Source organism: Mycolicibacterium celeriflavum, from assembly GCF_010731795.1.
Taxonomy (GTDB): domain Bacteria; phylum Actinomycetota; class Actinomycetes; order Mycobacteriales; family Mycobacteriaceae; genus Mycobacterium; species Mycobacterium celeriflavum.
The window spans coordinates 964,809-991,108 of the sequence record NZ_AP022591.1 but is presented as its reverse complement, the minus strand read 5'-3'; the positions used below and the strand labels follow the sequence as shown (position 1 = coordinate 991,108).

Sequence of the window (26,300 nt, the reverse complement as noted above, 5' to 3'; positions counted from 1 at the left end):
CATGCAGAATTGTCGTTATGGTTTCAGTGGCGGTGGCCGGCGCCAGCGGATATGCCGGTGGCGAGATTCTTCGACTCCTGCTCGGCCATCCCGCATACGCCGATGGGCGCCTGACGATCGGGGCGCTGACCGCCGCAGCGAGCGCGGGGACGCTGCTGGCCGAGCATCATCCGCATCTGTTGCCGCTGGCCAACCGGGTCCTGGAGGCCACCGACAAAGACGTGTTGAGCGGCCACGACGTGGTCTTCCTCGGGTTGCCGCACGGGCATTCGGCGGAGCTGGCCGATCAACTCGGCGCCGACACCCTGATCATCGACTGCGGCGCTGACTTCCGGCTCACCGACGCCGCGGCATGGGAGCGGTTCTACGGGTCGGCCCATGCGGGCAGCTGGCCGTACGGTCTGCCGGAGCTGCCCGGGGCCCGCGACCGGCTGCGCGGCGCGAAGCGGATCGCGGTGCCCGGCTGCTATCCGACCGCGGCACTGTTGGCGCTGTGGCCCGCGATCGCCGAAGACCTCATCGAGCCCGCCGTGACCGTGGTCTCGGTCAGCGGCGCCTCGGGCGCCGGCCGTGCCGTCAAAGCCGATTTGCTCGGCGCCGAGTTGATCGGCTCCGCGCGGGCCTACAACGTCGGCGGCAGGCACCGGCATACACCGGAGATCGCCCAGGGGCTGCGCGCGGTCACGGACAAGGACGTGACGGTGTCGTTCACGCCGGTGCTGATCCCGACCTCGCGCGGTATTCTGGCCACCTGCACCGCCCGCACCACCGTGCCGCTGTCAGAAATTCGCGCTGCTTACGAAAAGGCTTACGACGCTGAGCCTTTCGTGTATCTCCTACCGGAAGGCCAGCTCCCGAAGACCGGTTCAGTGCTCGGCAGCAACGCGGCCCAGTTGGCCGTCGCCGTGGACGAAGATGCGCAGACGTTCGTCGGCATCGCCGCGATCGACAACCTCGTCAAGGGCACGGGCGGCGCCGCGGTGCAATCGATGAACCTGGCGCTCGGCTGGCCGGAGACCGAAGGCCTTTCGATCGTGGGAGTGGCGCCGTGACGGGCTCTGATGTCGCCGGCCCGGCGGCTCCGGCGACGGAGAGTCGGCTCGTCCGCACCCAAGGGGTGACCGCCCCCGAGGGCTTCCGCGCGACCGGTATCGCCGCCGGTATCAAGGCGTCCGGGGCGTTGGACCTGGCGCTGGTGTTCAACGAGGGGCCGGACTATGCCGCCGCGGGAGTGTTCACCCGCAACCAAGTCAGGGCGGCGCCGGTGCTGTGGAGCCAACAGGTGCTCACCACCGGCCGTCTCCGCGCGGTGATCCTGAACTCCGGCGGCGCCAACGCCTGCACCGGCCCCCGGGGCTTCGCGGACACCCATGCCACCGCCGAGGCCGTCGCAGAAGCGCTGAGCGATTGGGGCACGGAGACGGGTGCGATCGAGGTGGCGGTCTGCTCGACGGGGTTGATCGGCGACCGGCTACCGATGGACAAGGTGCTGCCCGGCGTCCAAGAAATCGTCCACGAGCTGGCCGGCGGGCTCACCGGCGGTGAGGAAGCCGCGCGCGCCATCATGACCACCGACACCGTGCCCAAACAGGTTGCGCTGCACCACGGCGGAAACTGGACCGTCGGCGCAATGGCCAAGGGTGCGGGCATGATGGCTCCGTCGCTGGCCACCATGCTGTGCGTCATCACCACCGACGCGGTAGCCGACTCCGCCGCGCTGGACCAGGCCCTGCGCAGGGCCGCCGCGAGGACCTTCGACCGCCTCGACGTCGACGGCAGTTGCTCGACCAACGACTCGGTGCTGTTGCTGGCCTCCGGCGCGAGCGCGATCGAGCCCAGCCAGAGCGAACTCGACGATGCGGTGCTGCGTGTGTGCGACGACCTGTGTCAACAACTGCAGGCCGACGCCGAGGGCGTGACCAAGCGCATCGTCGTCACGGTGACGGGCGCAGCGTCCGAGGAGGACGCGCTGTTCGGCGCGCGGCTCATCGCGCGCGACAGCCTGGTGAAGACCGCGTTGTTCGGATCCGACCCCAACTGGGGCCGTGTGCTCGCGGCCATCGGCATGGCCCCGTTCACGGTGGACCCGGAGCGGATGACCGTGGCGTTCAACGAGATCCCGGTGTGGCAGGACGGTGCCCCGCAACCGGGCGCGCGTGAAGTCGATCTATCCGGCGCGGACATCACCGTCACCATCGACCTCGGCGACGGCTCCGGACAAGCCTCGATCCGCACCACCGACCTGTCGCACGGATACGTCGAAGAGAACTCCGCGTACAGCTCATGACCGTCGAAACCCCGCTCAAGGCGCAGGTGTTGGCGGCGGCGCTGCCGTGGCTCAAGCAGATGCACAACAAGATCGTCGTCATCAAGTACGGCGGCAACGCGATGACCGACGACGTGCTCAAAACCGCGTTCGCCGCCGACATGGTGTTCCTGCGCAACTGCGGCATCCACCCCGTCGTGGTGCACGGCGGCGGACCGCAGATCAGCGCGATGCTCACGAGACTGGGCATCCAGGGCGATTTCAAGGGCGGGTTCCGCGTCACGACCCCCGAAGTGCTCGACGTCGCGCGGATGGTGCTGTTCGGTCAGGTCGGCCGGGAACTGGTGAACCTGATCAACGCGCACGGGCCCTACGCGGTCGGCGTCACCGGTGAGGACGCGCAGTTGTTCACCGCCGTGCGTCGCGACGTCATGGTCGATGGCGTGGCCACCGACATCGGCCTGGTCGGCGACGTCGAACGCGTCGATCCGAGCACGTTGATCGACCTGATCGGGGCGGGCCGCATCCCGGTGGTCTCGACGATCGCCCCCGACGTCGACGGCGTCGTGCACAACATCAATGCCGACACCGCGGCCGCCGCGTTGGCCGAGGGTCTCGGCGCGGAGAAGCTGATCATGCTGACCGACGTCGAGGGCCTATACACCAACTGGCCGGACCGCGACTCACTGGTCAGCGAAATCGACTCCGCCGCACTGACACAACTGTTACCGACGTTGGAAACCGGCATGGTGCCCAAGATGGAAGCCTGCCTACGGGCCGTCACGGGCGGGGTGCCGAGCGCACACGTCATCGACGGCCGGGTCGAACACTGTGTGCTGGTCGAACTGTTCACCGACGAAGGGACGGGCACGAAAGTGGTGCGCCCATGACACTTCAAGAACGCTGGCAGGCCGTCATGATGAACAACTACGGCACCCCGCCGCTCGCGTTGTCCAGCGGTGACGGCGCCGTGGTGACCGACGCCGACGGCAAGTCCTACCTGGACCTGCTCGGCGGCATCGCGGTGAACATCCTCGGCCATCGGCACCCCGCGGTGATCGAGGCGGTCACCCGGCAGCTCAATACGCTGGGACACACCTCGAACCTGTATGCCACCGAACCCGGCATCGCGCTGGCCGAAGCCCTGGTCGGACTGCTCGGCGCCGAGGGCGCCAGAGTCTTCTTCTGCAACTCGGGCACCGAGGCGAACGAAATCGCCTTCAAGATCACCCGACTCACCGGTCGCACGAAACTTGTTGCGGCGCAGGGAGCTTTTCACGGCCGCACGATGGGCTCACTGGCCTTGACCGGGCAGCCGTCGAAGCAGGAGCCGTTCGCGCCGCTGCCCGGCGACGTCACCCACGTGCCCTACGGCGACATCGACGCACTGGCGCGCGCTGTCGATCAGGACACCGCCGCCGTGTTCCTCGAACCGATCATGGGCGAGGGCGGTGTCGTGGTCCCACCCGCGGGCTACCTCGTCGCCGCGCGGGAGATCACCGCGCAGCACGGCGCGCTGCTGGTGCTCGACGAGGTGCAGACCGGAATGGGCCGCACCGGCGCGTTTTTCGCCCATCAGCACGACGGCATCACCCCGGACATCGTGACCCTGGCCAAGGGGCTGGGCGGTGGATTGCCGATCGGCGCGTGCCTCGCGACCGGCACGACCGCCGACCTACTGACCCCCGGGATGCACGGCAGCACCTTCGGTGGCAACCCAGTCTGCGCCGCCGCGGCGCTGGCGGTGTTGCGGGTGCTGGCCGACGAGGGCCTGATCGGGCGCGCCGAGGTGCTCGGCAAGACCCTGTCGGCAGGTATCGAAGCGCTCGGCCATCCGCTGATCGACCATGTCCGCGGGCGGGGATTGCTGCGCGGTGTCGTGCTGACCGCCGAGTCCGCCAAAGCCCTTGAGGCGGCGGCGCGCGACTCCGGGTTCCTGGTCAACGCCGCAGCGCCGGACGTGATCCGGCTGGCTCCACCGCTGATCATCACCGAGGCCCAGATCGACGGCTTCCTCACCGCGCTGCCCGCCATCCTCGACAAAGGCGCCGCGTCATGACACTGCGGCATTTTCTGCGCGACGACGACCTGAACCCAGACGAGCAGGCCGAGGTGCTCGCGCTCGCGGCCGAACTCAAGGCGCAGCCGTTCAGCCGTCGCCCGCTGGAGGGCCCGAGCGGGGTGGCCGTCATCTTCGACAAGAACTCCACCCGCACCCGGTTCTCCTTCGAGATGGGCATCGCCCAACTCGGCGGCCACGCAGTCGTCGTCGACGGTCGCAGCACTCAGCTCGGAAGGGATGAGACGTTGGAGGACACCGGACGGGTGCTGTCGCGCTACGTCAAGGCGATCGTGTGGCGAACGTTCGCCCAGGACCGGCTGACCGCGATGGCGGCGGGTGCGAGCGTGCCGATCGTCAACGCCCTGTCCGACGAGTTTCACCCGTGCCAGGTGCTCGCCGACCTGCAGACGCTCGCTGAGCGCAAGGGGTCGCTCGCCGGCCTTCGGATGTCCTACTTCGGCGACGGCGCCAACAACATGGCGCACTCGCTGATGCTGGGCGGCGCGACGGCGGGCGTGCACGTCACAGTCGCGGCGCCGCCCGGTTTCCAACCGCATCGGGACTTCGTCGACGCCGCGCAGAAACGCGCGTCGGAAACCGGTGCGACGGTCACGGTCACGGCGGACCCGAACGCGGCGGCCGACGGCGCCGACGTGCTCGTCACCGACACCTGGACGTCGATGGGCCAGGAGAACGACGGCTTGGATCGGGTGGGGCCGTTCCGGCCGTTCCAGGTCAACGACCAGCTGCTGACCCGAGCCGAGGCCGACGCCGTTGTGCTGCACTGCCTTCCGGCGCACCGAGGCGAGGAGATCACCGATGACGTGATCGACGGGCCGCGCAGCGCGGTGTGGGACGAGGCCGAGAACCGGCTGCATGCGCAGAAGGCGCTACTGGTGTGGCTCTTGGAGCAAGCGTGACTTCCGCGGCGACCAGAGCCGGCAGACAGGCTCGTATCGTGGCGATCCTGTCGTCGCAGTCGGTGCACAGCCAGACCGAGTTGGCCACCTTGCTGGCCGAGGAGGGCATCGAGGTCACCCAGGCCACGCTGTCGCGCGACCTCGAGGAACTCGGCGCGGTGAAGCTTCGCGGCGCCGACGGCGGCGTCGGCGTGTACGTCGTTCCGGAGGACGGCAGCCCGGTGCGCGCTGTTTCCGGTGGTACGGAACGGATGTCGCGGCTGCTGGCCGAACTGCTGGTGTCGACCGACGCCAGCGGCAACCTTGCGATCCTGCGCACCCCGCCCGGTGCGGCGCACTACCTGGCCAGCGCGATGGACCGCGCGGCACTGCCGTTCGTCGTCGGCACCGTCGCCGGTGATGACACCATCCTGGTCGTCGCGCGTGAGCCGATGACCGGCGCCGAGCTGGCAACGAAACTCGAGAGCATTCGAACAAAGGAGACTTGCTGATGTCAGAACGCGTCATCCTGGCGTATTCGGGCGGCCTGGACACTTCGGTGGCGATCAGTTGGATCGGCAAGGAGACCGGCCGCGAGGTGGTCGCCGTCGCGATTGACCTCGGACAGGGCGGCGAAGACATGGAGGTCATCCGCAAGCGGGCGCTCGACTGCGGCGCCGTGGAGGCCGTGGTCGTCGATGCCAAGGACGAGTTCGCCGACGAATACTGCCTGGCCGCAATCCAGTCCAACGCCCTGTACATGGACCGCTATCCGCTGGTCTCGGCGCTGAGCCGACCACTGATCGTCAAGCACCTGGTGACCGCGGCCCGCGAGCACGGCGGCGGTATCGTCGCGCACGGGTGCACCGGCAAGGGCAACGACCAGGTTCGCTTCGAAGTCGGATTCGCCTCGCTGGCACCGGATCTCGAAGTGCTGGCACCGGTGCGCGACTACGCGTGGACGCGGGAGAAGGCGATCGCGTTCGCCGAGGAGAACGCGATCCCGATCAACGTCACCAAGCGATCACCGTTCTCGATCGACCAGAACGTCTGGGGCCGCGCCGTGGAGACCGGCTTCCTCGAACACCTGTGGAACGCCCCCACCAAGGACGTCTACGACTACACCGAGGACCCGACGCTCAACTGGAGCACCCCCGACGAGGTGATCGTCGGTTTCGAACGCGGCGTTCCGGTTTCGATCGACGGCCGGCCGGTGAGCGTGCTGCAGGCCATCGAGGAGCTCAACCGCCGCGCCGGCGAGCAGGGTGTCGGTAGGCTCGACGTCGTCGAGGACCGGCTGGTCGGCATCAAGAGCCGCGAGATCTACGAGGCGCCGGGCGCGATGGTGTTGATCACCGCACACACTGAACTCGAGCACGTCACGCTCGAGCGCGAACTCGGCCGGTTCAAGCGCCACACCGACCAGAAGTGGGGCGAGTTGGTCTATGACGGGCTGTGGTACTCGCCGCTGAAAACCGCGCTGGAGTCGTTCGTCGCCAAGACCCAGGAACACGTGACCGGCGAGATCCGAATGGAATTGCACGGCGGGCACATCTCGGTCAACGGCCGCCGCAGCGCGGAATCTCTATACGACTTCAACCTGGCCACTTATGACGAGGGCGATACGTTCGACCAGTCAGCTGCCCGGGGTTTCGTGCAGATCCACGGCCTGTCGTCGAGCATCTCGGCCCGCCGGGACCTGGGCACATGACACCCCCCAATTCCCGCGAACGTGCGTGTTTGCACACGACACGCCGCGAAATTTCGACATTCTGCGCACGTTCACGGAGCTTCGAGTGAGCACCAACGAGGGGTCGCTGTGGGGCGGTCGGTTCGCCGGCGGCCCTTCGGACGCGCTGGCGGCGCTGTCCAAGTCGACCCACTTCGACTGGGTGCTCGCGCCTTACGACATCCGGGCGTCAAAAGCGCACGCCCAGGTGCTGTTCAACGCCGGTCTGCTGACCGACGAGCAGCGCGACGGCCTGGTCGCCGGCCTCGACAGCCTGGCCGCCGATGTCGCCGACGGCAGCTTCGCGCCGCTGCCGACCGACGAAGATGTGCACGGCGCACTGGAACGCGGGCTGATCGATCGGGTCGGCCCCGAACTCGGCGGCCGCCTGAGGGCCGGCCGCTCGCGAAACGACCAGGTGGCCACGCTGTTTCGGATGTGGTTGCGCGACGCGAGCAGGCGCGTCGCAGAGGGTGCACTGGAAGTCGTCGAAGCGCTGGCGACGCAGGCGGCGGCCCACCCGACTGCGATCATGCCCGGTAAGACGCACCTGCAGTCGGCACAGCCGATCTTGCTCGCGCACCATCTGCTCGCACACGCGCACCCGCTGTTGCGCGACGTCGACCGGCTGGTCGACTTCGACAAGCGAGCGGCGGTGTCGCCCTATGGTTCCGGGGCACTGGCGGGCTCGTCGCTGGGCCTGGATCCCGATGCGATCGCCGCGGACCTCGGCTTCGACGCGGCTGCCGACAATTCCGTCGACGCGACGGCATCGCGCGACTTCGCGGCCGAGGCCGCGTTCGTGTTATCGATGATCGGCGTTGACCTGTCGCGGCTCGCAGAGGACATCATCTTGTGGAGTACAACGGAGTTCGGCTACATCACCTTGCATGACTCCTGGTCGACCGGCAGCTCGATCATGCCGCAGAAGAAGAACCCCGACATCGCCGAACTGGCTCGCGGCAAGTCGGGCCGACTGATCGGCAACCTCACCGGGCTGCTGGCCACGCTGAAAGCGCAGCCGCTGGCCTACAACCGGGATCTGCAGGAGGACAAGGAGCCGGTGTTCGACTCCGTCGCCCAGTTGGAGCTGCTGCTGCCGGCGATGGCCGGGCTGGTGACGACGTTGCGCTTCGACGTCGACCGGATGGCCGAACTCGCCCCGCTGGGCTACACATTGGCGACCGACGTCGCGGAGTGGCTGGTTCGCAGGGGGGTGCCGTTCCGCGTCGCGCACGAGGCCGCAGGCGCAGCGGTCCGCGCGGCCGAGGCGCGGGGTGTCGGCCTGGAAGACCTGGAGGACGCCGAACTCGCCTCGATACACCCCGAACTGACGCCCCAGGTACGCGAGGTGCTCACCATCGAAGGCTCGGTGAACTCCCGCGACGCCCGCGGTGGCACGGCGCCGATCCAGGTCGCCAAGCAGCTCGGCGTCATCCGTGAGACCGCCGACCGGTTGCGGGTACGTTTGAGGAGATGACCGGGCGCGCGGGACCGTCGTCGCGGTCGTCCTTCTTTCCCCGTTCCCACAACGGACCGAACACGTACCACAGGCCGACAACGGCCCACGCGCGGCCGATCCACGACCACAGCGACGCGTGATCGTCGGGAGTTGCGAAGAAGAGGATCAGCACGACGAGCACCACCGAGGCGATCGCCACCGTGCCCACCACGCGGTACCACTCGCGCATCAGATGGGCGACCCGCTCCGGGCCGTGCTTGGGCGTCCGGCGCGGAGCGGGGCCACCGGCGAACCGGTGGGCGAAACGCTCGTCGGCCCACCGCACGATCGCCGGGCCGAAGGCCACGCTTGAGCCCAGATAGAAGCCGGCCAGCACGTGCACCAACCCCACCTCGGCGCCGCGCTGCAGGTCGATCGCGGTGGCGACCACGAGAACCACGTCGAGCAGCGGAATGCCGGCGAGGACCACCGTGCTCGTGTGACGCGCCCGCACGAGATAACGCAGCATCAGGCCAAGGCCCAGCAGCACCCACAGGCCGATCTCGCATCCCACGATCACTGCGGCGACAGGGTTCTCGGCGAAGAACTCGAGCATCTCCTCAACTTCCTGATATTTGGTAGCACATCCGTATCACTAACGTAGCACAAGCGTGCTAACATGCTAGGGTGCCAAAACTGATCGACCGCGATGGCCGCCGCCGTGAGATTGCCGAGGCGGTCTGGCGCATCGTGGTCCGTGACGGCGTCTCCGCCGTGTCGATCCGCGATGTCGCCGCCGAAGCCGGTCTTGCCGTCGGGTCGGTGCGCCACGTTTTTTCGACAAAGGCCGAGTTGCTGCAGTACTCAATGGCGTTGGTGCACGAGCAAGCCCGTGAGCGGGTGCAGAAGCACTTTGCGTTGCAGGACCCTCGCAAGCTCGCGGAAGCGGTGCTCGCCGAGATGATGCCGCTCGACGACCACCGGCGCGTGGAGATGGCGGTCAACATGGCGGTGGTCACAGAGAGCCCGTCGGATCCATCGTTGCGCCGGGTGGCTCTCGATGCGCAGCACGCGGTCGCCGATGCCTGCCGAGGTGTCCTGGCGGTGCTTCAACACGCCAAGCTCATCCGCGACGACGTCGACCTCGACTACGAAGCCGACCGGCTCCACGCGCTTGTCGATGGCCTTGCGCTGCACGCGCTGACCGTCGATTCAAAAGATCTGCGGCCCAGGGCCCTTCTCGATCTGCTGCGAACTCACCTCGCTGATCTGGAGCCGACCGGCCGGCGGCGTTGATCTGCGTGGCTCACTACCCGGGCTCGGGATTGGTGTAGATGCGCTCAGGCGCGATCAGGACGGCGGTTCGCCTTTCCTCTGCCATCACCCTGTCATAGGTGTCCCAGTCGTCATGGGTTCCGCCGGCGGCTTGGAAGACGTTGCGTAACAGGGCTGTCAAGCCTTCACGGTCGACATCGGGATGCGAGTCGTCGGGTCCGATGAGCTCGGCGCGCCCCTCCACGCTCGCCCATTGCCAACCGGCGCGCGCGACGATTGTCGTTCTGGCGTCGGCACGTAGATTGTGCAGCTTGCGGGAGCCGCCGATCGCGACGAGACCGACCACCGGCCGGCCGGTGACCGGGTGGGGAAGGACTCCGGCGTTGACCACGGACGACTGGATACTGCCGTCACGCCGCAGCGTGTTCAGCACGCACAGTCCGTGGTCGTCCGGAATCAGTTCGGTGAACGCGGATATATCAGCCACGATGCCGATCCTTTCTCGTTGTGAGGGTGTTGATCCGCAACCTCGTCCCTAACCGTCGGCCGCGGCCAACCACGCTTCTTCGAGAGATTCCTTGCGCACCAGCAGCTCCTGAAGCTCGGTGTTGAGCTCACCAACGCGGACATGGTCGGCGGCCGCGTCGGCCATCGACTCGTGCAGCGCCGCGATCCGGTCATCGAGCTTGGACAGTTGACCCTCGATCCGCGCCATCTCCTTGCTGGTGCGACGCTCGCGCGCGGAAGCCGACTCCGAGGCACGCGTCGGCGCCGCCGGCGACGGCGGCTCCGCGGCCGCTCGTTGAGCGAGGTACTGCTCAACTCCGCCCGGTAGCAAGTCGCAGCGCCCGCCGCCGGTGAGCGCATAGGTGACGTCGGAGACCCGTTCGAGGAAATAGCGGTCGTGGGTGACGACGATCAGCGTGCCCGGCCAGCCGTCCAGGTAGTCCTCTATGACGGTCAGCGTGTCGATGTCGAGATCGTTGGTCGGCTCATCGAGCAGCAACACATTCGGTTCGTCGAGCAGCAGCCGCAGAAACTGCAGCCGGCGCCGTTCACCGCCGGACAACTCCGCCACCCGTGCGGTCAGCTTGTCGCCTGTGAATCCGAAATCCTTCAGCAACGTGTCGGCGCTGACCTCTCGCCCGCCCGCCAATTCAGCGATGCGACGGCGGTTTTCGACGGCATCGATCACCCGTTGCGCCCCGTCTACTTCAGCCACCGTCTGGCTCAGGTAGCCGATCTTCAGCGTGGCGCCACGCTTGATGGTGCCCGTCGAGGGAGCCAACTCACCCGCCAGAAGTCGCAGTATGGACGTCTTGCCGCTGCCGTTGACGCCGACCAGTCCGATGCGTGCGCCGGGCCCGATGGACCAGTCGACGCGGTCCAGCACCACATTCGGACCGACCTCCAGCCGTACCCGGTGCAGATCGAAGACGTCCTTGCCCAGACGTGTTGTCGCAAAGCGTTGCAACACAAGGGAATCACGCGGCGGCGGCTCGTTGGCGATCAGTTCGTTGGCGGCCTGGATCCGAAACTTCGGTTTCGATGTCCGCGCCGGCGGGCCGCGACGCAGCCACGCCAGTTCCTTGCGCATCAGGTTCTGCCGACGGGCCTCGGCGCCGGCCGCCAACCGCATCCGCTCCGCCCGCGCGAGCACGTATGCCGCATAGCCGCCGTCATACCCGTCCACCACACCGTCGTGTACCTCCCACGTCCTGGTGCACACCGCATCGAGGAACCAGCGGTCGTGACTGACCACCACCAGCGCCTTGGCCCTGCGTCGGTTCAAGTGCGAGGCCAGCCAGCCGATCACCTCGACGTCGAGATGGTTGGTCGGCTCGTCGAGTACGAGCACGTCGTGCCCGGCGATCAGTACCGCCGACAACGCCACCCGGCGCCGCTCACCGCCGGACAGTCGACCGACCGCAGTGTCGAGCGCGACGTCGGCCAACAGGTGGGAGACGACGTCGCGGGTGTCGGGTTCGGCGGCCCAGACGTGGTCGGCCCGGCCGCCGACGATGACGTCGCGCACAGTGGCGTCGGCGGCGAAGTCGTCGCTCTGCCGCAGATAGCCCACGGATAACCCGGACGTGTGAGTGACCCGGCCGGAATCCGGCTCGCGGGTGAGCGTCAAGATCTGCAGCAACGTGGTCTTGCCGTCGCCGTTGCGCCCGACGACACCGATCGCGTCGCCGTCGTCGATCCCCAGGCTGACCGCATCCAGAAGCGTCCGGGTGCCGTAGCCGACCGTCGCGCGCTCGACGTTGATCAGATTCGCCATCAGCCGCCGATGATAGGTCGCCCCTCTCAGACCCGGCGCTGTGCCATGATGACGTCGGCAAACGCGCGTAGCGGCATCGGCTTGAAGGGGAGCGTGCGGTGTGGATCTGTCGGCGATAACCAGGCCGGTCGGGCGGTTGGTGGCCACCGCCCAGAACGGGCTGGAGGTGCTGCGCTACGGCGGACTGGAGACCGGTGCCGTGGCCTCGCCGTTCCAGATCATCCAGAGCGTCCCGATGTACCGGCTGCGGCGCTACTTCCCGCCCGACACAAGGCCCGGCGCCAAACCGCCCGGACCACCCGTGCTGATGGTCCATCCGATGATGATGTCGGCCGACATGTGGGACGTCACCCGTGACGACGGTGCCGTGGGCATCCTGCACAAGGCGGGCATCGATCCGTGGGTCATCGACTTCGGCGCACCAGACAAGGTCGAGGGCGGTATGGAGCGCACGCTCGCCGACCACGTGGTCGCGCTCAGCGAGGCCATCGACACCGTCAAAGAGCTGACGGGCCGCGACGTGCACCTCGCCGGCTACTCGCAGGGCGGAATGTTCGCCTACCAGGCCGGCGCCTATCGCAGGTCCAAGGACCTCGCGAGCATCATCGCGTTCGGCGCACCGGTCGACACCCTGGCCGCGCTGCCGATGAACATGCCCGCCAGCATCGCGCCCGCGGCCGCCGACTTCATGGCCGATCACGTGTTCAGCCGGATCGACATCCCGGGGTGGCTCGCGCGTACGGGCTTTCAGATGCTCGACCCGATCAAGACAGCGCAGTCGCGTATCGACTTCCTGCGCCAGCTGCACGACCGGGAGGCGTTGCTGCCGCGCGAGCAGCAGCGTCGCTTCCTGGCCTCCGAAGGCTGGATCGCCTGGTCCGGACCCGCCATCGCCGAACTGCTCAAACAGTTCATCGCGCACAACCGGATGATGAGTGGCGGCTTCTCCATCCATGGTGACCTGGTCACGCTCTCCGATATCGATTGTCCCGTGCTTGCGGTGATCGGCGAGGTCGACGACATCGGCCAACCCGCCTCGGTGCGCGGCATCAAACGCGCCGCCCCCAGGGCCGATGTGTACGAATTCCTCATCCGCGCAGGACACTTCGGGCTCGTCGTCGGGTCAAAGGCGGCCAGCCAGACATGGCCGACCGTCGCACAGTGGGTCAAGTGGCTCGACGGCGCAGGCGACCGGCCCGAGGGCGTCAACGCGATGGCGCTGCAGCAGGCCGAACCCAACGAGACGGGTGTTTCGTTCAGCTCGCGGATCGCACACAGCACCGCCGCCGCCACCGAGATGGCATGGAGCCTCGCCCGCTCGGCGGCCGATGCGGTCGTGTCCGCCAACAAGTCCGCCCGCGCGTTGGCTGTCGAGACGGCCAGGACACTGCCGCGCCTGGCCCGGCTCGGCCAGATCAACGAGCACACCCGCATCTCGTTCGGCCGGATCCTGTCCGAGCAGGCGCGGGACCTCCCTGGCGGCGACTGCCTGCTGTTCGACGGCCGGGTCCACACGTACGAAGCCGTGGACCGCCGCATCAACAACGTCGTCCGCGGTCTCATCGAGGTCGGGGTGCGCCAGGGTGCGCACGTCGGTGTGCTGATGGAGACCCGCCCCAGCGCGCTGGTGGCGATCGCGGCGCTGTCGCGGCTCGGTGCGGTCGCGGTGCTGATGCCGCCTGACGTCGACCTGCCCACCGCTGCGCGGCTCGGCTCGGTGTCGGACATCATCGCCGATCCGAGCAACCTGGACGCCGCCCGGCAACTCGACATGCGCGTGCTGGTGCTCGGCGGCGGCGAGTCCCGCGACCTGGATGTCCCCGGAGACGCCGACGTCATCGACATGGAGAAGATCGACCCGGACGCGGTCGATCTGCCCGGCTGGTACCGACCGAATCCGGGCCTCGCGCGGGACCTTGCGTTCGTCGGCTTCAGTTCGATCGGCGGCGAACTTGTCGCCAGGCAGATCACCAACGCGCGCTGGGCGATCTCGGCGTTCGGCACCGCGTCGGCGGCCAATCTCAGTCGCAGCGACACCGTCTACTGCCTGACCTCGCTGCACCATCAGTCCGGGCTGCTGGTCGCGCTGGGTGGTGCCACCGTCGGTGGCTCGCGGATCGCCCTGTCCCGCGGGTTGCAGCCCGATCGGTTCCTCAAGGAGATTCGCCAGTACGGGGTCACGGTGGTGACCTACACGTGGGCGATGCTGCGCGAGGTCATCGACGATCCGTCGTTCTCGCTGCACGGCAGCCACCCGGTGCGGCTGTTCATCGGTTCTGGCATGCCGACCGGGCTGTGGAAGCGTGTGGTGGACATCTTCAAACCTGCGCACGTCGTCGAGTTCTTCGCCACCACCGACGGACAAGCCGTGCTCGCCAACGTCTCCGGTGCGAAGATCGGCAGCAAGGGCCGTCCGCTACCGGGTGGACGCGATCTCGAGCTGGCGGCCTACGACCCCGAAGACGATCTGATCCTGGAGGACGAGCGCGGGTTCGTACGCCGGGCCGAGGCCAACGAGGTCGGCGTGCTGATCGCGCGACCGCGGGGCCCGGTCGATCCGACGGCGCCGGTGAAACGCGGTGTCTTCGCGCCCGCGGACACCTGGGTGGCCACGGAGTACCTGTTCCGCCGCGACACCGACGGCGACTACTGGCTTGTCGACAACCGCGGCGCGGTCATCCACACCGGGCGTGGATGCGTGTTCGCATCGACCGTCAACGACGCCGTCGGCTGCCTCGGGGCGGTCGACCTCGCCGTCACCTACGGGGTTCAGACCAAGGACCGCCAGCTCGCGGTCACCGCGCTGGCCCTGTGCCCGGGCGGCAGCATCCCCTCCGCGGACCTGTCCGAGGCGCTGGCCGATCTGCCGGTGGGCGACCCGCCCGACATCGTTCACGTTGTGCCGAAGATGGCGTTCAGCGCGTCGTACCGACCGCTGGTCAGCCCGCTGCGCGCGGAAGGCATTCCGAAACCGTCGCGTAACGCCTGGTATCTGGACCCCGATACGAATCGGTACAAGCGGTTGACCGTCGCGGTGCGCGCCGAGCTCGCCGAAGGCCAATAGCACGACCTGCCGCGGCAACCGGGCGCTGTTAGGCTCCCGCTGGCGGCAGGTCGCCGGACCCGGGCAGCCGCGCCACCGAGCTGGAGGATTGATGACATCGCGAACCGGTACACATCCCGGCGTCGGGCGTCGCCTCTTCCTGGGCACCATCGCCAGCGGCGTGCTGGCCGCCGGCCTGCTGACCGGTGTCGCACTGCCCACTGCGATGGCGCAGCCCGCGGAGCCGACCGTCGAAACCGAAGCCCCTGAGCCTCAAGCCGAGGGGCCGGTGACGCCCTGCACCGGCGAGGATTGCAAAAACGACGACGAGGCGGCTGCGCCCAAGGTGAACGCCGACCAGGTGCTCTCCGTCATCCACGAGGAGTACCGGCAGGGCGACGGCGGCGGTCAGATCTCCAAGCTGATCGACGACGCGGTGAAGCTGCGCCAGCAGGGTTACCGCCCGTCGAACGCGAACGCAGCGGCGCTGGCGGACGCGCTCGAGCACCGGCCGAACCAGACGCCGCTCGTCGAAGCGCTCAAAGAGACCATCGCCTATCAGCGCAAGCTGCAGGCGCGGGCTGCCCAGGCCGTGGTGGACAACGGACCCGTCGCCGGCCCGGTGCCTGTCATCCCGGGCATGACCGCCCCTACCGGCTGATCCGCCGTGGCGCTCGACGCGAAACTTCTCGAAATCCTGGTCTGCCCGCAGGACCGCGGACCGCTGCTGCTCGTCGACCCCGATCAGCCGGAATACCTCTACAACCCGCGGCTACGCTGGGCATACCGCATCGACGACGGCATCCCGGTGCTGTTGATCGACGAGGCCGTCGCCGTCACCGACGAGGCCGAGCACCAGCGGATGGTGGACCGCGCGTCAGGCGAAGCCAGGTAACTCTCCGGTGAGGTAGCGCTGCAGGTTCGGCGCGATCGTCTCCGCGATCTGCTCCACCGGCAGCGATTTGAACGGGTCGAGTTCGAGGATGTAGCGGGCCATCACCACGCCCACCAATTGCGAGGCGACGAACTGCACACGGATCGGCCCGGTACCGGGCGGGTCGTCGACGCGCGAGCCGACCTCCTTGGCGATGACCTCCTGCAGGAACGTCCGGAACAACGACGAATCGTTGCCCGCGAGCATGGACCGCAGCGTCGCGATGAAACCCTTGCCCATTTCCGAATCCCACAGCGGCAGCAGAAGTGACGGCAGTATGCGGCCGATCTCCTCCACCGGAACCTGCCGCAGCGGGCCGATGACCTGCATCGGGTCGATCGGAATGTGGATCGCCGCGGCGAACAACTGGGTCTTCGTCCCGAAGTAGTGATGTACCAGCGCGGGGTCGACCGCCGCGGCCGCAGCGATCGCACGAATCGAGGTCTTGTCGATTCCGTTGCGCGCGAACAATTCCCGTGCACTAGTCAGGATGCGTTCCCGGGTGTCCGACGGTCCGGGCGGCCGCCCGGGGCGTTTGCGCTCAGCGTTGGTGGTCAACGTCGTCACGGTGTCCTTCGTCGTAGCGTGGCCGCCGCAAGGCACAGCGCCAGAACCGCGAAGCCGATCACGACCGCCATGTCGCGCACCGCGATGAACGTCGGCTCCGGGTAGGCGCCGACCTGTCGCAGCGCCTCCAGAGCGTAGCTTGCGGGCAGCACGTTGCTGATCCACTGCAGCCAGTCCGGCAGCACGTCGCGCGGCACGATGATGCCGCACAGCAGAAGCTGCGGGACGATCACCACGGGCATGAACTGCACGGCCTGGAACTCGGTGCGCGCGAACGCGCTACACAGCAGACCCAGCCCCACGCCGAGTACGGCGTTGATGATCGCGATCGTGAATACCCACCCCGGGCTGCCTTCGGTACCGAAACCGAGGAACACGTACGAGACGATGCACGCGAGCGTCGCCTGGGCGGCAGCGGCGATCGAGAACGCGGTGCCGTACGCGGCGAGCAGGTCTGTGCGACGCAGGGGAGTGGTCAGAATCCGCTCCAACGTGCCCGAAACCCGTTCGCGCTGCATGGTGATCGACGTGATCAGAAACATCACCACGAGGGGGAAAACGCCGAGCATGATCAAGCACGCGGTGTTGAACGGAGATGGTGCCCCGGGCGGGTGCGGGGCTTCCTGGAACATGAAGTAGAGCAACGTGATGATCAGGCTTGGCACGACGAGGATCATTGCGACGCTGCGGTGATCGGCCGCCAGTTGGCGCAGGATGCGGCCCGTGGTGGCGAGATATGGCTGGGGGCTCAACCGGCTTCGGCTGCGGCGGCCGCGGTGCTGTGCCTGATGACGGACAGAAACGCTTCCTCCAGTGACTGACATTGCGTGTCCTCTCGTAGCTTCGTCGGTGTGGTGTGGGTGAGCAGGCGACCTTCGCGCATCAGCAACAACTCACCGCAGTGATCGGCCTCGTCCATCACGTGGCTGGACACCAGCAGCGTCGTCCCTTGACTCGCCAAGCGGTGGAACTGCTCCCACAAATCCACCCGCAGCACCGGGTCCAGCCCGACGGTCGGTTCATCGAGCACGAGCAGATCCGGGTGCGAGACGAGCGCGCACGCCAACGAGGCGCGCGTCTTCTGGCCGCCGGACAGATTGGCGCACACCGCTGTTCGATGGTCGTCGAGCCCGACAGCTTCGACGGCCTCATCGGCGGCGTCAGAGTCGGTCCCGTACAGCGAGGCGAAGTAGCGAACGTTGTCGATTACCCGTAGATCGTCGTAGACGGTCGGGTCCTGAGTGACATAGCCGACCCGGTGCCGTAGGTCTGCCGCCCCGGCGGGCCGGCCCAGCACCGTCACCGAACCACTGGTGATGATCTGCGTGCCGACGATGCTGCGCATCAGCGTGGTCTTGCCACATCCGGAAGGACCGAGCAGGCCGGTGATGGTGCCCTGCGCGATCCGCACCGTGACGTCGTCGAGGGCCAGCCGCTTACCGCGGACGACGCGCAGATCTGTGATGTCGACGGCCGGATCAGGCGGCGGTGTCCGGAATTCATCATGCGATGAAGTCATCATGTGATGAATACTGCGCCCACTCGTCGGGCCTGTCAAGGGCACCGGCAGAATCGCTTCGGTGAGCGCCGAGTTGCTGTCCACGGACCCCCTGACCGCGGCCCAGCGGCTGCTCGGCGCGTCGCTGTGCGGGCGGGGGGTGAGCGCGATGATCGTCGAGGTCGAGGCGTACGGCGGACCCGCCGATGGCCCGTGGCCCGACGCGGCGGCCCACTCGTTTCGCGGGCCGGGGCCGCGTAACTCCGTGATGTTCGGACCGGCCGGGCGCCTCTACACCTACCGCAGCCACGGAATCCACGTGTGCGCGAACATCGTCTGCGCCACCGACGGCGTCGCCGGTGCCGTGCTGCTCAGGGCGGCGGCGGTTGAAGCGGGCCTGGACACCGCCCTCGCGCGGCGGGGGGAACTGGTTCGACCGGCTGCCCTGGCGAGGGGGCCGGGCAACCTGTGCTCAGCTCTGGGAATCACGATGGAGGACAACGGGCTTGACGTGTTCGCCCGGAGGAGCCCGATTCAGCTGACGCTCGGCGAGCAGCACACCGCGGCGGAGGGTCCACGGGTGGGGGTGAGCAAGGCCGCCGATCGGCCGTGGCGGCTGTGGCTCGCCGGGCGCCCGGAGGTGTCGCTGTACCGGCGCAGTCCGCGTGCCCCGGCGCCGGGTGAGAGCGATTGAGCGCCAGGCGTTATGCCGCGATGCGCGGATGGGTGGCGGTGAACAGCGCGACAGTGCCGACCATCGTCGTCGTGAACTTCTCGAAGTAGGTGTCGAGGGCCTTCTGCAGACCGGCGAGGTCGTCCGTGTCGTTGTGGAAGGTGCCGGATGTGTTGAATTGCTTCATCGTTCGCCGACCCAACAGGTTATGACGAACACCTACACCCAGGATGGTGGAGCCGAAGAAGATCCCATCAGGCGCGAGAGCGTTGGCTACATTTTCGATCGCCAAGGATTTGCTTTGCCAGTCGCCAGGTATGCAATGGAGCACGTAGTTGGCGGCGATGGAGTCGAATTTCGCATTCGTGGGAATCGGAGAAAAGACATCCGAATGGAGCAGCGTCGGCGACAACGTGCGCAGGCGTTTGCCCGCCGTCGCGAGGCTGTCCGGGCTCAGGTCGAGCAGCGTGACCTTGGGGTCACGGCAGGGAAACGTGGTGTGCTGCAGGTACCACCCCGTGCCCGGCCCGATGTCGAGGTGGTTGCAGCGGATGTGCTCGTCGTAATGCCGGAGAAGTCGGCCCCGAGGGCAACGCCACAGCCATCGGTTGTTGAACCTCAGAACATAGAGGTTGTAGATGAAGAGCCCCCGTGCGTTGTAGAACGCCGCTCCTTTGCGAATCTCCAACGGATCGGGCGGTGTCATACGGTGTTCGCCTCTTTCCCTCAGCGGCGTTCGGGCTGCGCCATGTTATCGGCCGAATGCGCCGCGCGCGGGCGCACCGGCTGCGGCCGATCCACCGCGGTACGGGAAGATCGACACCGTGACGTCTAAGGGCATCCCGGACATCCTCGACGAGCTGCGGTGGCGCGGTTTGATCGCGCAGTCCACCGACGAGGACGCGCTGGCGGCCGCATTGGCCACCGGGCCGATGACCCTGTATTCGGGTTTCGACCCGACCGCTCCGAGCCTGCACGCCGGCCATCTCATCCCGCTGTTGACGCTGCGCCGCTTTCAGCAGGCCGGCCATCGACCGATCGTGCTCGCGGGCGGCGCCACAGGCATGATCGGCGATCCCCGCGACACCGGCGAGCGCACGCTGAACACCGTGGACACCGTGGCGGACTGGGCAGACCGGATTCGCGGTCAACTCGAGCGCTTCGTCGAGTTCGACGACTCCCCGACGGGCGCGGTGGTCGAGAACAACCTGTCGTGGACGGGGCCGCTGTCGGCGATCGAGTTCCTGCGCGACGTCGGAAAGCACTTCTCGGTCAACGTGATGCTCGACCGTGACACGGTGCGGCGCAGGCTCGAGGGCGAGGGCATCTCCTACACCGAATTCAGCTACATGCTGCTGCAGGCCAACGATTATGTGGAATTGCACCGACGCTACGACTGCACCCTGCAGATCGGCGGCTCCGACCAGTGGGGCAACATCATCGCCGGCGTCAGGTTGGTCCGCCAGAAGGATGGGGCGACGGTGCACGCCCTGACCACGCCGTTGGTGACCGACTCCGAAGGCAAGAAGTTCGGCAAGTCGACCGGCGGTGGCAGCCTGTGGCTGGACCCGGAGATGACCAGTCCGTATGCCTGGTATCAGTACTTCATCAACACCGCGGACGCCGACGTCGTCCGTTATCTGCGCTGGTTCACGTTCTTGACCCCCGCCGAGCTCGCCGAACTCGAGGAAGCGACGAGAGAGCGAGCGCACGAACGGGCCGCGCAGCGTCGACTGGCCCGCGAGCTCACCACCCTGATACATGGTGAGGCGGCGACGCGCTCGGTCGAGCACGCCAGCCAGGCGCTTTTCGGTCGCGGTGAGCTCGCCGAACTCGACGAACCCACGCTCGGTGCGGCGCTGCGAGAGGCCGCGGTCGCCCAACTCGAGCCCGGGGGGCCGGACTCGATCACCGACCTCCTGGTGGTCAGCGGACTTTCCGCCAGCAAAGGGGCCGCCAGGCGGACGATCGCCGAGGGCGGCGTCTACGTCAACAACGCCAGGATCGACAGCGAGGAATGGGTTCCGCAGCCCGCCGACTTCCTCCACGGCCGCTGGCTCGTGCTGCGCCGCGGCAAGCGCAACATCGCGGGCATCGAACGGGTCGCGTGAGTTCTCGACCGAATCGGGAACAACGACGGCGATCGGGGCGTTGGACGCTCTGGTTGGAGTCAACGCACCTTGGTGCGCGTCGAGTTGAAATACTCGTTCTATCAGGCCATTTGACTCCTAGTTTTCCCTCACGTACCTTGTTGATTCGTCGCTGCGACACGGGCTCAGCCCGAAGAGCGCGGCGGTTCCCAGAGGGAAACCCCACTTCGGTGGGTTCCCGAGCGTCCGCACTACGAGTACGCGGCTTCAAAGCCGCGGGCTAGTCGCGCGGCCGTGCGGGTGTGTTGTTTGAGAACTCAATAGTGTGTTTGGTGGTTTTTGTTTGTTGTTGTTTTTTGCCATGCCCTGTTTTCCCGTTTGTGGGTGTGGTGGTTTTTGATGCCAGTTTTTGGTGTCTTGCTTTGGTCAGATGTTTCTCTGATTGGCCTTTTTAGGTTTTGTTTGGAGAGTTTGATCCTGGCTCAGGACGAACGCTGGCGGCGTGCTTAACACATGCAAGTCGAACGGAAAGGCCCTTCGGGGTACTCGAGTGGCGAACGGGTGAGTAACACGTGGGTGATCTGCCCTGCACTTTGGGATAAGCCTGGGAAACTGGGTCTAATACCGAATATTCCCTACCGGTTGCATGGTTGGTGGGGGAAAGCTTTTTGCGGTGTGGGATGGGCCCGCGGCCTATCAGCTTGTTGGTGGGGTGATGGCCTACCAAGGCGACGACGGGTAGCCGGCCTGAGAGGGTGTCCGGCCACACTGGGACTGAGATACGGCCCAGACTCCTACGGGAGGCAGCAGTGGGGAATATTGCACAATGGGCGCAAGCCTGATGCAGCGACGCCGCGTGGGGGATGACGGCCTTCGGGTTGTAAACCTCTTTCAGTACCGACGAAGCGGAAGTGACGGTAGGTACAGAAGAAGCACCGGCCAACTACGTGCCAGCAGCCGCGGTAATACGTAGGGTGCGAGCGTTGTCCGGAATTACTGGGCGTAAAGAGCTCGTAGGTGGTTTGTCGCGTTGTCCGTGAAAACTCACAGCTTAACTGTGGGCGTGCGGGCGATACGGGCAGACTGGAGTACTGCAGGGGAGACTGGAATTCCTGGTGTAGCGGTGGAATGCGCAGATATCAGGAGGAACACCGGTGGCGAAGGCGGGTCTCTGGGCAGTAACTGACGCTGAGGAGCGAAAGCGTGGGGAGCGAACAGGATTAGATACCCTGGTAGTCCACGCCGTAAACGGTGGGTACTAGGTGTGGGTTTCCTTCCTTGGGATCCGTGCCGTAGCTAACGCATTAAGTACCCCGCCTGGGGAGTACGGCCGCAAGGCTAAAACTCAAAGGAATTGACGGGGGCCCGCACAAGCGGCGGAGCATGTGGATTAATTCGATGCAACGCGAAGAACCTTACCTGGGTTTGACATGCACAGGACGCCGGCAGAGATGTCGGTTCCCTTGTGGCCTGTGTGCAGGTGGTGCATGGCTGTCGTCAGCTCGTGTCGTGAGATGTTGGGTTAAGTCCCGCAACGAGCGCAACCCTTGTCTCATGTTGCCAGCACGTAATGGTGGGGACTCGTGAGAGACTGCCGGGGTCAACTCGGAGGAAGGTGGGGATGACGTCAAGTCATCATGCCCCTTATGTCCAGGGCTTCACACATGCTACAATGGCCGGTACAAAGGGCTGCGATGCCGTGAGGTGGAGCGAATCCTTTCAAAGCCGGTCTCAGTTCGGATCGGGGTCTGCAACTCGACCCCGTGAAGTCGGAGTCGCTAGTAATCGCAGATCAGCAACGCTGCGGTGAATACGTTCCCGGGCCTTGTACACACCGCCCGTCACGTCATGAAAGTCGGTAACACCCGAAGCCGGTGGCCTAACCCCTTGTGGGAGGGAGCCGTCGAAGGTGGGATCGGCGATTGGGACGAAGTCGTAACAAGGTAGCCGTACCGGAAGGTGCGGCTGGATCACCTCCTTTCTAAGGAGCACCACGAGACCCAGGCCCGCCCACATGGTGTGGGATGTCGGTGATCTGGGCGATTCGATGGATGGGCCGCGCCTGTAGTGGGTGTGGTTCTGGTGCACAACAAACGTGTCGGTGGTGCGGAAACACTGCTGGCGGGAAATCATCGGACACACTATTGGGCTTTGAGGCAACAGGCCCGCTATCTCTTCGTCCCGCGTGTGGGAAACCGGAGATAGGACTTGGTTGTCGCCCTGCTTTGGTGGTGGGGTGTGGTGTTTGATTTGTGGATAGTGGTTGCGAGCATCTAGCACGCAGGGATTGCTGGCCTTCTCTTTTTGTGGGGGTTGGTGGTTGTTGTGTGTGTGATAATGCAATTTTTTATTCTTCCGAGAATATTTTGATCTGTTTTGTGTGTAAGTGTTTAAGGGCGCATGGTGGATGCCTTGGCACTGGGAGCCGATGAAGGACGTGGGAGGCTGCGATATGCCTCGGGGAGCTGTCAACCGAGCGTGGATCCGAGGATGTCCGAATGGGGAAACCCGGCACGAGTGATGTCGTGTCACCAGGCGGTGAATATATAGCCGTCTGGGGGGAACGCGGGGAAGTGAAACATCTCAGTACCCGTAGGAAGAGAAAACAATATGTGATTCCGTGAGTAGTGGCGAGCGAAAGCGGAGGATGGCTAAACCGTGTGCATGTGATACCCGGCGGGGGTTGTGTGTGCGGTGTTGTGGGGCGTTTCTACCCGTGGTCCGCCGGCCTGGGCGAAAGTGATAAACCGTGGGGTTAGTTGAAGTGGTCTGGGATGGCCTGTCGTAGAGGGTGAGAGCCCCGTAGACGAAAACTCGACGGCTTTCGTGAAATGTTTTCCCCGAGTAGCAGCGGGCCCGTGGAATCTGCTGTGAATCTGCCGGGACCACCCGGTAAGCCTGAATACTTCTCAGTGACCGATAGCGGATCAGTACCGTGAGGGAATGGTGAAAAGTACCCCGGGAGGGGAGTGAAAGAGTACCTGAAACCGTGTGCCTACAATCCGTCAGAGCCCTCGTGTCAAAGCGTGGGGTGATGGCGTGCCTTTTGAAGAATGAGCCTGCGAGTCAGGGACATGTCGCGAGGTTAACCCGGGTGGGGTAGCCGCAGCGAAAGCGAGTCTGAATAGGGCGTATCCAAACAACAGTGTTTGGTGTAGTGGTGTGTTCTGGACCCGAAGCGGAGTGATCTACCCATGGCCAGGGTGAAGCGCGGGTAAGACCGCGTGGAGGCCCGAACCCACTTAGGTTGAAGACTGAGGGGATGAGCTGTGGGTAGGGGTGAAAGGCCAATCAAACTCCGTGATAGCTGGTTCTCCCCGAAATGCATTTAGGTGCAGCGTCGCATGGTTCTTGCTGGAGGTAGAGCTACTGGATGGCCGATGGGCCCTACTAGGTTACTGACGTCAGCCAAACTCCGAATGCCGGCAAGGTGTAGTGCGGCAGTGAGACGGCGGGGGATAAGCTCCGTGCGTCGAGAGGGAAACAGCCCAGATCGCCGGCTAAGGCCCCTAAGCGTGTGCTAAGTGGAAAAGGATGTGCAGTCGCGAAGACAACCAGGAGGTTGGCTTAGAAGCAGCCACCCTTGAAAGAGTGCGTAATAGCTCACTGGTCAAGTGATTGTGCGCCGATAATGTAGCGGGGCTCAAGCACACCGCCGAAGCCGCGGCAGCATAGATTTTTCTATGTTGGGTAGGGGAGCGTCCTGCATCCGGTGAAGCCGTGAAGTGATTCAACGGTGGAGGGTGTGGGAGTGAGAATGCAGGCATGAGTAGCGATAAGGCAAGTGAGAACCTTGCCCGCCGGAAGACCAAGGGTTCCTGGGCCAGGCCAGTCCGCCCAGGGTGAGTCGGGACCTAAGGCGAGGCCGACAGGCGTAGTCGATGGACAACGGGTTGATATTCCCGTACCCGTGTATGAGCGTCCCTGACGAATCCATTCTGCTAACCACCCAAATGGTGGGTGATTGTCTCCTTCGGGAGTCAACACACACCGGCTGCGTGGGACCCGTGTGGGTAGTAGTCAAGCGATGGGGTGACGCAGGAAGGCAGCCGTACCAGTCAGTGGTAATACTGGGGCAAACCTGTAGGACGAGTGATAGGCAAATCCGTCACTCACATGTCTGAGAGGTGATGCATAGCCGAGTGAGGCGAATTCGGTGATCCTATGCTGTCGAGAAAAGCCTCTAGCGAGCGCATACACGGCCCGTACCCCAAACCAACACAGGTGGTCAGGTAGAGAATACCGAGGCGTACGAGTGAACTATGGTTAAGGAACTCGGCAAAATGCCCCCGTAACTTCGGGAGAAGGGGGACCGGAACACCGTCAAGGCCTTCGCGGCCGGCAGCGGGATCCGGTGGCACAAACCAGTGAGAAGCGACTGTTTACTAAAAACACAGGTCCGTGCGAAGTCGCAAGACGAGGTATACGGACTGACGCCTGCCCGGTGCTGGAAGGTTAAGAGGACCCGTTAACCCTTTCGGGGGTGAAGCGGAGAATTTAAGCCCCAGTAAACGGCGGTGGTAACTATAACCATCCTAAGGTAGCGAAATTCCTTGTCGGGTAAGTTCCGACCTGCACGAATGGCGTAACGACTTCTCAGCTGTCTCAACCATAGACTCGGCGAAATTGCATTACGAGTAAAGATGCTCGTTACGCGCGGCAGGACGAAAAGACCCCGGGACCTTCACTACAACTTGGTATTGGTGCTCGATACGGTTTGTGTAGGATAGGTGGGAGACTATGAAACTCACACGCCAGTGTGGGCGGAGTCGTTGTTGAAATACCACTCTGATCGTATTGGGCCTCTAACCTCGAACCGTCTATCCGGTTCAGGGACAGTGCCTGGTGGGTAGTTTAACTGGGGCGGTTGCCTCCTAAAAAGTAACGGAGGCGCCCAAAGGTTCCCTCAACCTGGACGGCAATCAGGTGTTGAGTGTAAGTGCACAAGGGAGCTTGACTGCAAGACGAACATGTCAAGCAGGGACGAAAGTCGGGACTAGTGATCCGGCACCCCCGAGTGGAAGGGGTGTCGCTCAACGGATAAAAGGTACCCCGGGGATAACAGGCTGATCTTCCCAAGAGTCCATATCGACGGGATGGTTTGGCACCTCGATGTCGGCTCGTCGCATCCTGGGGCTGGAGCAGGTCCCAAGGGTTGGGCTGTTCGCCCATTAAAGCGGCACGCGAGCTGGGTTTAGAACGTCGTGAGACAGTTCGGTCTCTATCCGCCGCGCGCGTCAGAAGCTTGAGGAAACCTGTCCCTAGTACGAGAGGACCGGGACGGACGAACCTCTGGTACACCAGTTGTCCCACCAGGGGCACCGCTGGATAGCCACGTTCGGACAGGATAACCGCTGAAAGCATCTAAGCGGGAAACCCCCTCCAAGACCAGGCTTCTCACCCATCAAGTGGGATAAGGCCCCCCGCAGACCACGGGATCGATAGACCAGACCTACACGCCCAGCAATGGGCGCAGGGAACTGGCACTAACCGGCCGAAAACTTACACACACTCGCAACCACACATATCCACGCACAAC

21 protein-coding genes and 2 rRNA genes are annotated in these 26,300 nt (G+C 65.3%); 16 read left to right on the top strand and 7 right to left on the bottom strand.

Translation table 11 applies throughout. From position 1 onward, the window contains the following. Window positions 1-17 precede the first annotated feature (17 nt). The 8 genes from argC to argH all read left to right on the top strand — a co-directional run bounded on the left by argC (window position 18) and on the right by argH (window position 8,436). Window positions 18-1,052 carry an N-acetyl-gamma-glutamyl-phosphate reductase gene (gene argC, locus G6N18_RS04715; protein ID WP_083005038.1) on the top strand — a complete coding sequence of 345 codons (1,035 nt, stop codon included), beginning with the start codon at window positions 18-20 and terminating at the stop codon, window positions 1,050-1,052. Then, a complete protein-coding gene (gene argJ / locus G6N18_RS04710; protein WP_083005034.1) occupies window positions 1,049-2,287 on the top strand; it encodes a bifunctional glutamate N-acetyltransferase/amino-acid acetyltransferase ArgJ in 1,239 nt (412 codons plus the stop codon). The genes argC and argJ overlap by 4 nt, the downstream gene beginning before the upstream one ends. After that, window positions 2,284-3,156: an acetylglutamate kinase gene (gene argB / locus G6N18_RS04705; protein WP_083005031.1), complete on the top strand. Its 873-nt coding sequence runs from the start codon at window positions 2,284-2,286 to the stop codon at window positions 3,154-3,156. Before argJ ends, argB begins: the two co-directional genes overlap by 4 nt. Beyond that, on the top strand, window positions 3,153-4,325 hold the full coding sequence (locus tag G6N18_RS04700) for an acetylornithine transaminase (protein ID WP_083005028.1): 1,173 nt from the start codon (window positions 3,153-3,155) through the stop codon (window positions 4,323-4,325). Before argB ends, G6N18_RS04700 begins: the two co-directional genes overlap by 4 nt. Then, entirely contained in the window at window positions 4,322-5,248 is a 927-nt protein-coding gene (gene argF / locus G6N18_RS04695; protein ID WP_083005025.1) for an ornithine carbamoyltransferase, read from the top strand. Before G6N18_RS04700 ends, argF begins: the two co-directional genes overlap by 4 nt. Next, the gene (locus G6N18_RS04690; protein WP_059163876.1) at window positions 5,245-5,739 is read left to right on the top strand and encodes an arginine repressor; all 495 of its coding nucleotides are present in this window, start codon (window positions 5,245-5,247) and stop codon (window positions 5,737-5,739) included. Before argF ends, G6N18_RS04690 begins: the two co-directional genes overlap by 4 nt. Beyond that, window positions 5,739-6,938, top strand: a complete 1,200-nt coding sequence (locus G6N18_RS04685; protein ID WP_067218274.1) for an argininosuccinate synthase — start codon at window positions 5,739-5,741, stop codon at window positions 6,936-6,938. The genes G6N18_RS04690 and G6N18_RS04685 overlap by 1 nt, the downstream gene beginning before the upstream one ends. An 85-nt stretch (window positions 6,939-7,023) precedes the next feature. Next, entirely contained in the window at window positions 7,024-8,436 is a 1,413-nt protein-coding gene (argH, locus tag G6N18_RS04680) for an argininosuccinate lyase (protein WP_083005021.1), read from the top strand. Here the strand turns inward: argH and G6N18_RS04675 are convergent. Beyond that, a complete protein-coding gene (locus G6N18_RS04675; RefSeq protein ID WP_179962362.1) occupies window positions 8,390-9,013 on the bottom strand; it encodes a hypothetical protein in 624 nt (207 codons plus the stop codon). The genes argH and G6N18_RS04675 overlap by 47 nt on opposite strands. A gap of 71 nt (window positions 9,014-9,084) precedes the next feature. Here G6N18_RS04675 and G6N18_RS04670 point away from each other — a divergent pair, with 71 nt between their 5' ends. Continuing rightward, entirely contained in the window at window positions 9,085-9,693 is a 609-nt protein-coding gene (locus tag G6N18_RS04670; protein WP_067218264.1) for a TetR/AcrR family transcriptional regulator, read from the top strand. A gap of 13 nt (window positions 9,694-9,706) precedes the next feature. Here G6N18_RS04670 and G6N18_RS04665 read toward each other — a convergent pair whose 3' ends face one another. Both G6N18_RS04665 and G6N18_RS04660 read right to left on the bottom strand, forming a co-directional pair. Beyond that, a complete protein-coding gene (locus G6N18_RS04665; RefSeq protein ID WP_082949247.1) occupies window positions 9,707-10,159 on the bottom strand; it encodes a TIGR03618 family F420-dependent PPOX class oxidoreductase in 453 nt (150 codons plus the stop codon). A 48-nt stretch (window positions 10,160-10,207) separates the two neighbouring features. Beyond that, window positions 10,208-11,956, bottom strand: coding sequence for an ABC-F family ATP-binding cassette domain-containing protein (locus tag G6N18_RS04660; RefSeq protein WP_067218261.1), 1,749 nt, complete (start codon window positions 11,954-11,956; stop codon window positions 10,208-10,210). A 100-nt stretch (window positions 11,957-12,056) separates the two neighbouring features. Between G6N18_RS04660 and G6N18_RS04655 the strand changes: the two genes are divergently transcribed. The 3 genes from G6N18_RS04655 to G6N18_RS04645 all read left to right on the top strand — a co-directional run bounded on the left by G6N18_RS04655 (window position 12,057) and on the right by G6N18_RS04645 (window position 15,894). After that, a complete protein-coding gene (locus G6N18_RS04655; protein WP_067218258.1) occupies window positions 12,057-15,020 on the top strand; it encodes an acyl-CoA synthetase in 2,964 nt (987 codons plus the stop codon). Between the two features lie 91 nt (window positions 15,021-15,111). After that, entirely contained in the window at window positions 15,112-15,660 is a 549-nt protein-coding gene (locus G6N18_RS04650) for a hypothetical protein (protein ID WP_109749528.1), read from the top strand. Between the two features lie 6 nt (window positions 15,661-15,666). After that, complete coding sequence (locus G6N18_RS04645) at window positions 15,667-15,894, top strand: Trm112 family protein (protein WP_067218254.1); 228 nt, start codon at window positions 15,667-15,669, stop codon at window positions 15,892-15,894. Here G6N18_RS04645 and G6N18_RS04640 read toward each other — a convergent pair. The 3 genes from G6N18_RS04640 to G6N18_RS04630 are packed head-to-tail and all read right to left on the bottom strand — an operon-like array spanning window position 15,877 to window position 18,022. Next, a complete protein-coding gene (locus G6N18_RS04640; RefSeq protein WP_067218297.1) occupies window positions 15,877-16,491 on the bottom strand; it encodes a TetR/AcrR family transcriptional regulator in 615 nt (204 codons plus the stop codon). The two genes, G6N18_RS04645 and G6N18_RS04640, sit on opposite strands and share 18 nt — an antisense overlap. 5 nt (window positions 16,492-16,496) lie before the next feature. Continuing rightward, on the bottom strand, window positions 16,497-17,324 hold the full coding sequence (locus tag G6N18_RS04635) for an ABC transporter permease (protein ID WP_083005018.1): 828 nt from the start codon (window positions 17,322-17,324) through the stop codon (window positions 16,497-16,499). Next, window positions 17,249-18,022: an ABC transporter ATP-binding protein gene (locus tag G6N18_RS04630; RefSeq protein ID WP_083005014.1), complete on the bottom strand. Its 774-nt coding sequence runs from the start codon at window positions 18,020-18,022 to the stop codon at window positions 17,249-17,251. Before G6N18_RS04630 ends, G6N18_RS04635 begins: the two co-directional genes overlap by 76 nt. 58 nt (window positions 18,023-18,080) lie before the next feature. Here G6N18_RS04630 and G6N18_RS04625 point away from each other — a divergent pair, with 58 nt between their 5' ends. Continuing rightward, window positions 18,081-18,692 carry a DNA-3-methyladenine glycosylase gene (locus tag G6N18_RS04625; RefSeq protein WP_083005011.1) on the top strand — a complete coding sequence of 204 codons (612 nt, stop codon included), beginning with the start codon at window positions 18,081-18,083 and terminating at the stop codon, window positions 18,690-18,692. A gap of 10 nt (window positions 18,693-18,702) precedes the next feature. Here G6N18_RS04625 and G6N18_RS04620 read toward each other — a convergent pair whose 3' ends face one another. Then, window positions 18,703-19,377, bottom strand: a complete 675-nt coding sequence (locus G6N18_RS04620; protein ID WP_083005008.1) for a class I SAM-dependent methyltransferase — start codon at window positions 19,375-19,377, stop codon at window positions 18,703-18,705. 133 nt (window positions 19,378-19,510) lie between these two features. Between G6N18_RS04620 and tyrS the strand changes: the two genes are divergently transcribed. From tyrS to G6N18_RS04605, 3 genes are all read left to right on the top strand, one after another. Next, the gene (gene tyrS, locus G6N18_RS04615) at window positions 19,511-20,782 is read left to right on the top strand and encodes a tyrosine--tRNA ligase (RefSeq protein WP_083005141.1); all 1,272 of its coding nucleotides are present in this window, start codon (window positions 19,511-19,513) and stop codon (window positions 20,780-20,782) included. A gap of 438 nt (window positions 20,783-21,220) precedes the next feature. Continuing rightward, window positions 21,221-22,742: ribosomal RNA gene (locus G6N18_RS04610) — 16S ribosomal RNA — on the top strand. Between the two features lie 399 nt (window positions 22,743-23,141). Beyond that, a 23S ribosomal RNA gene (locus G6N18_RS04605) occupies window positions 23,142-26,271 on the top strand. The 16S and 23S rRNA genes sit together here, the layout of an rRNA operon. Window positions 26,272-26,300: the final 29 nt, after the last annotated feature.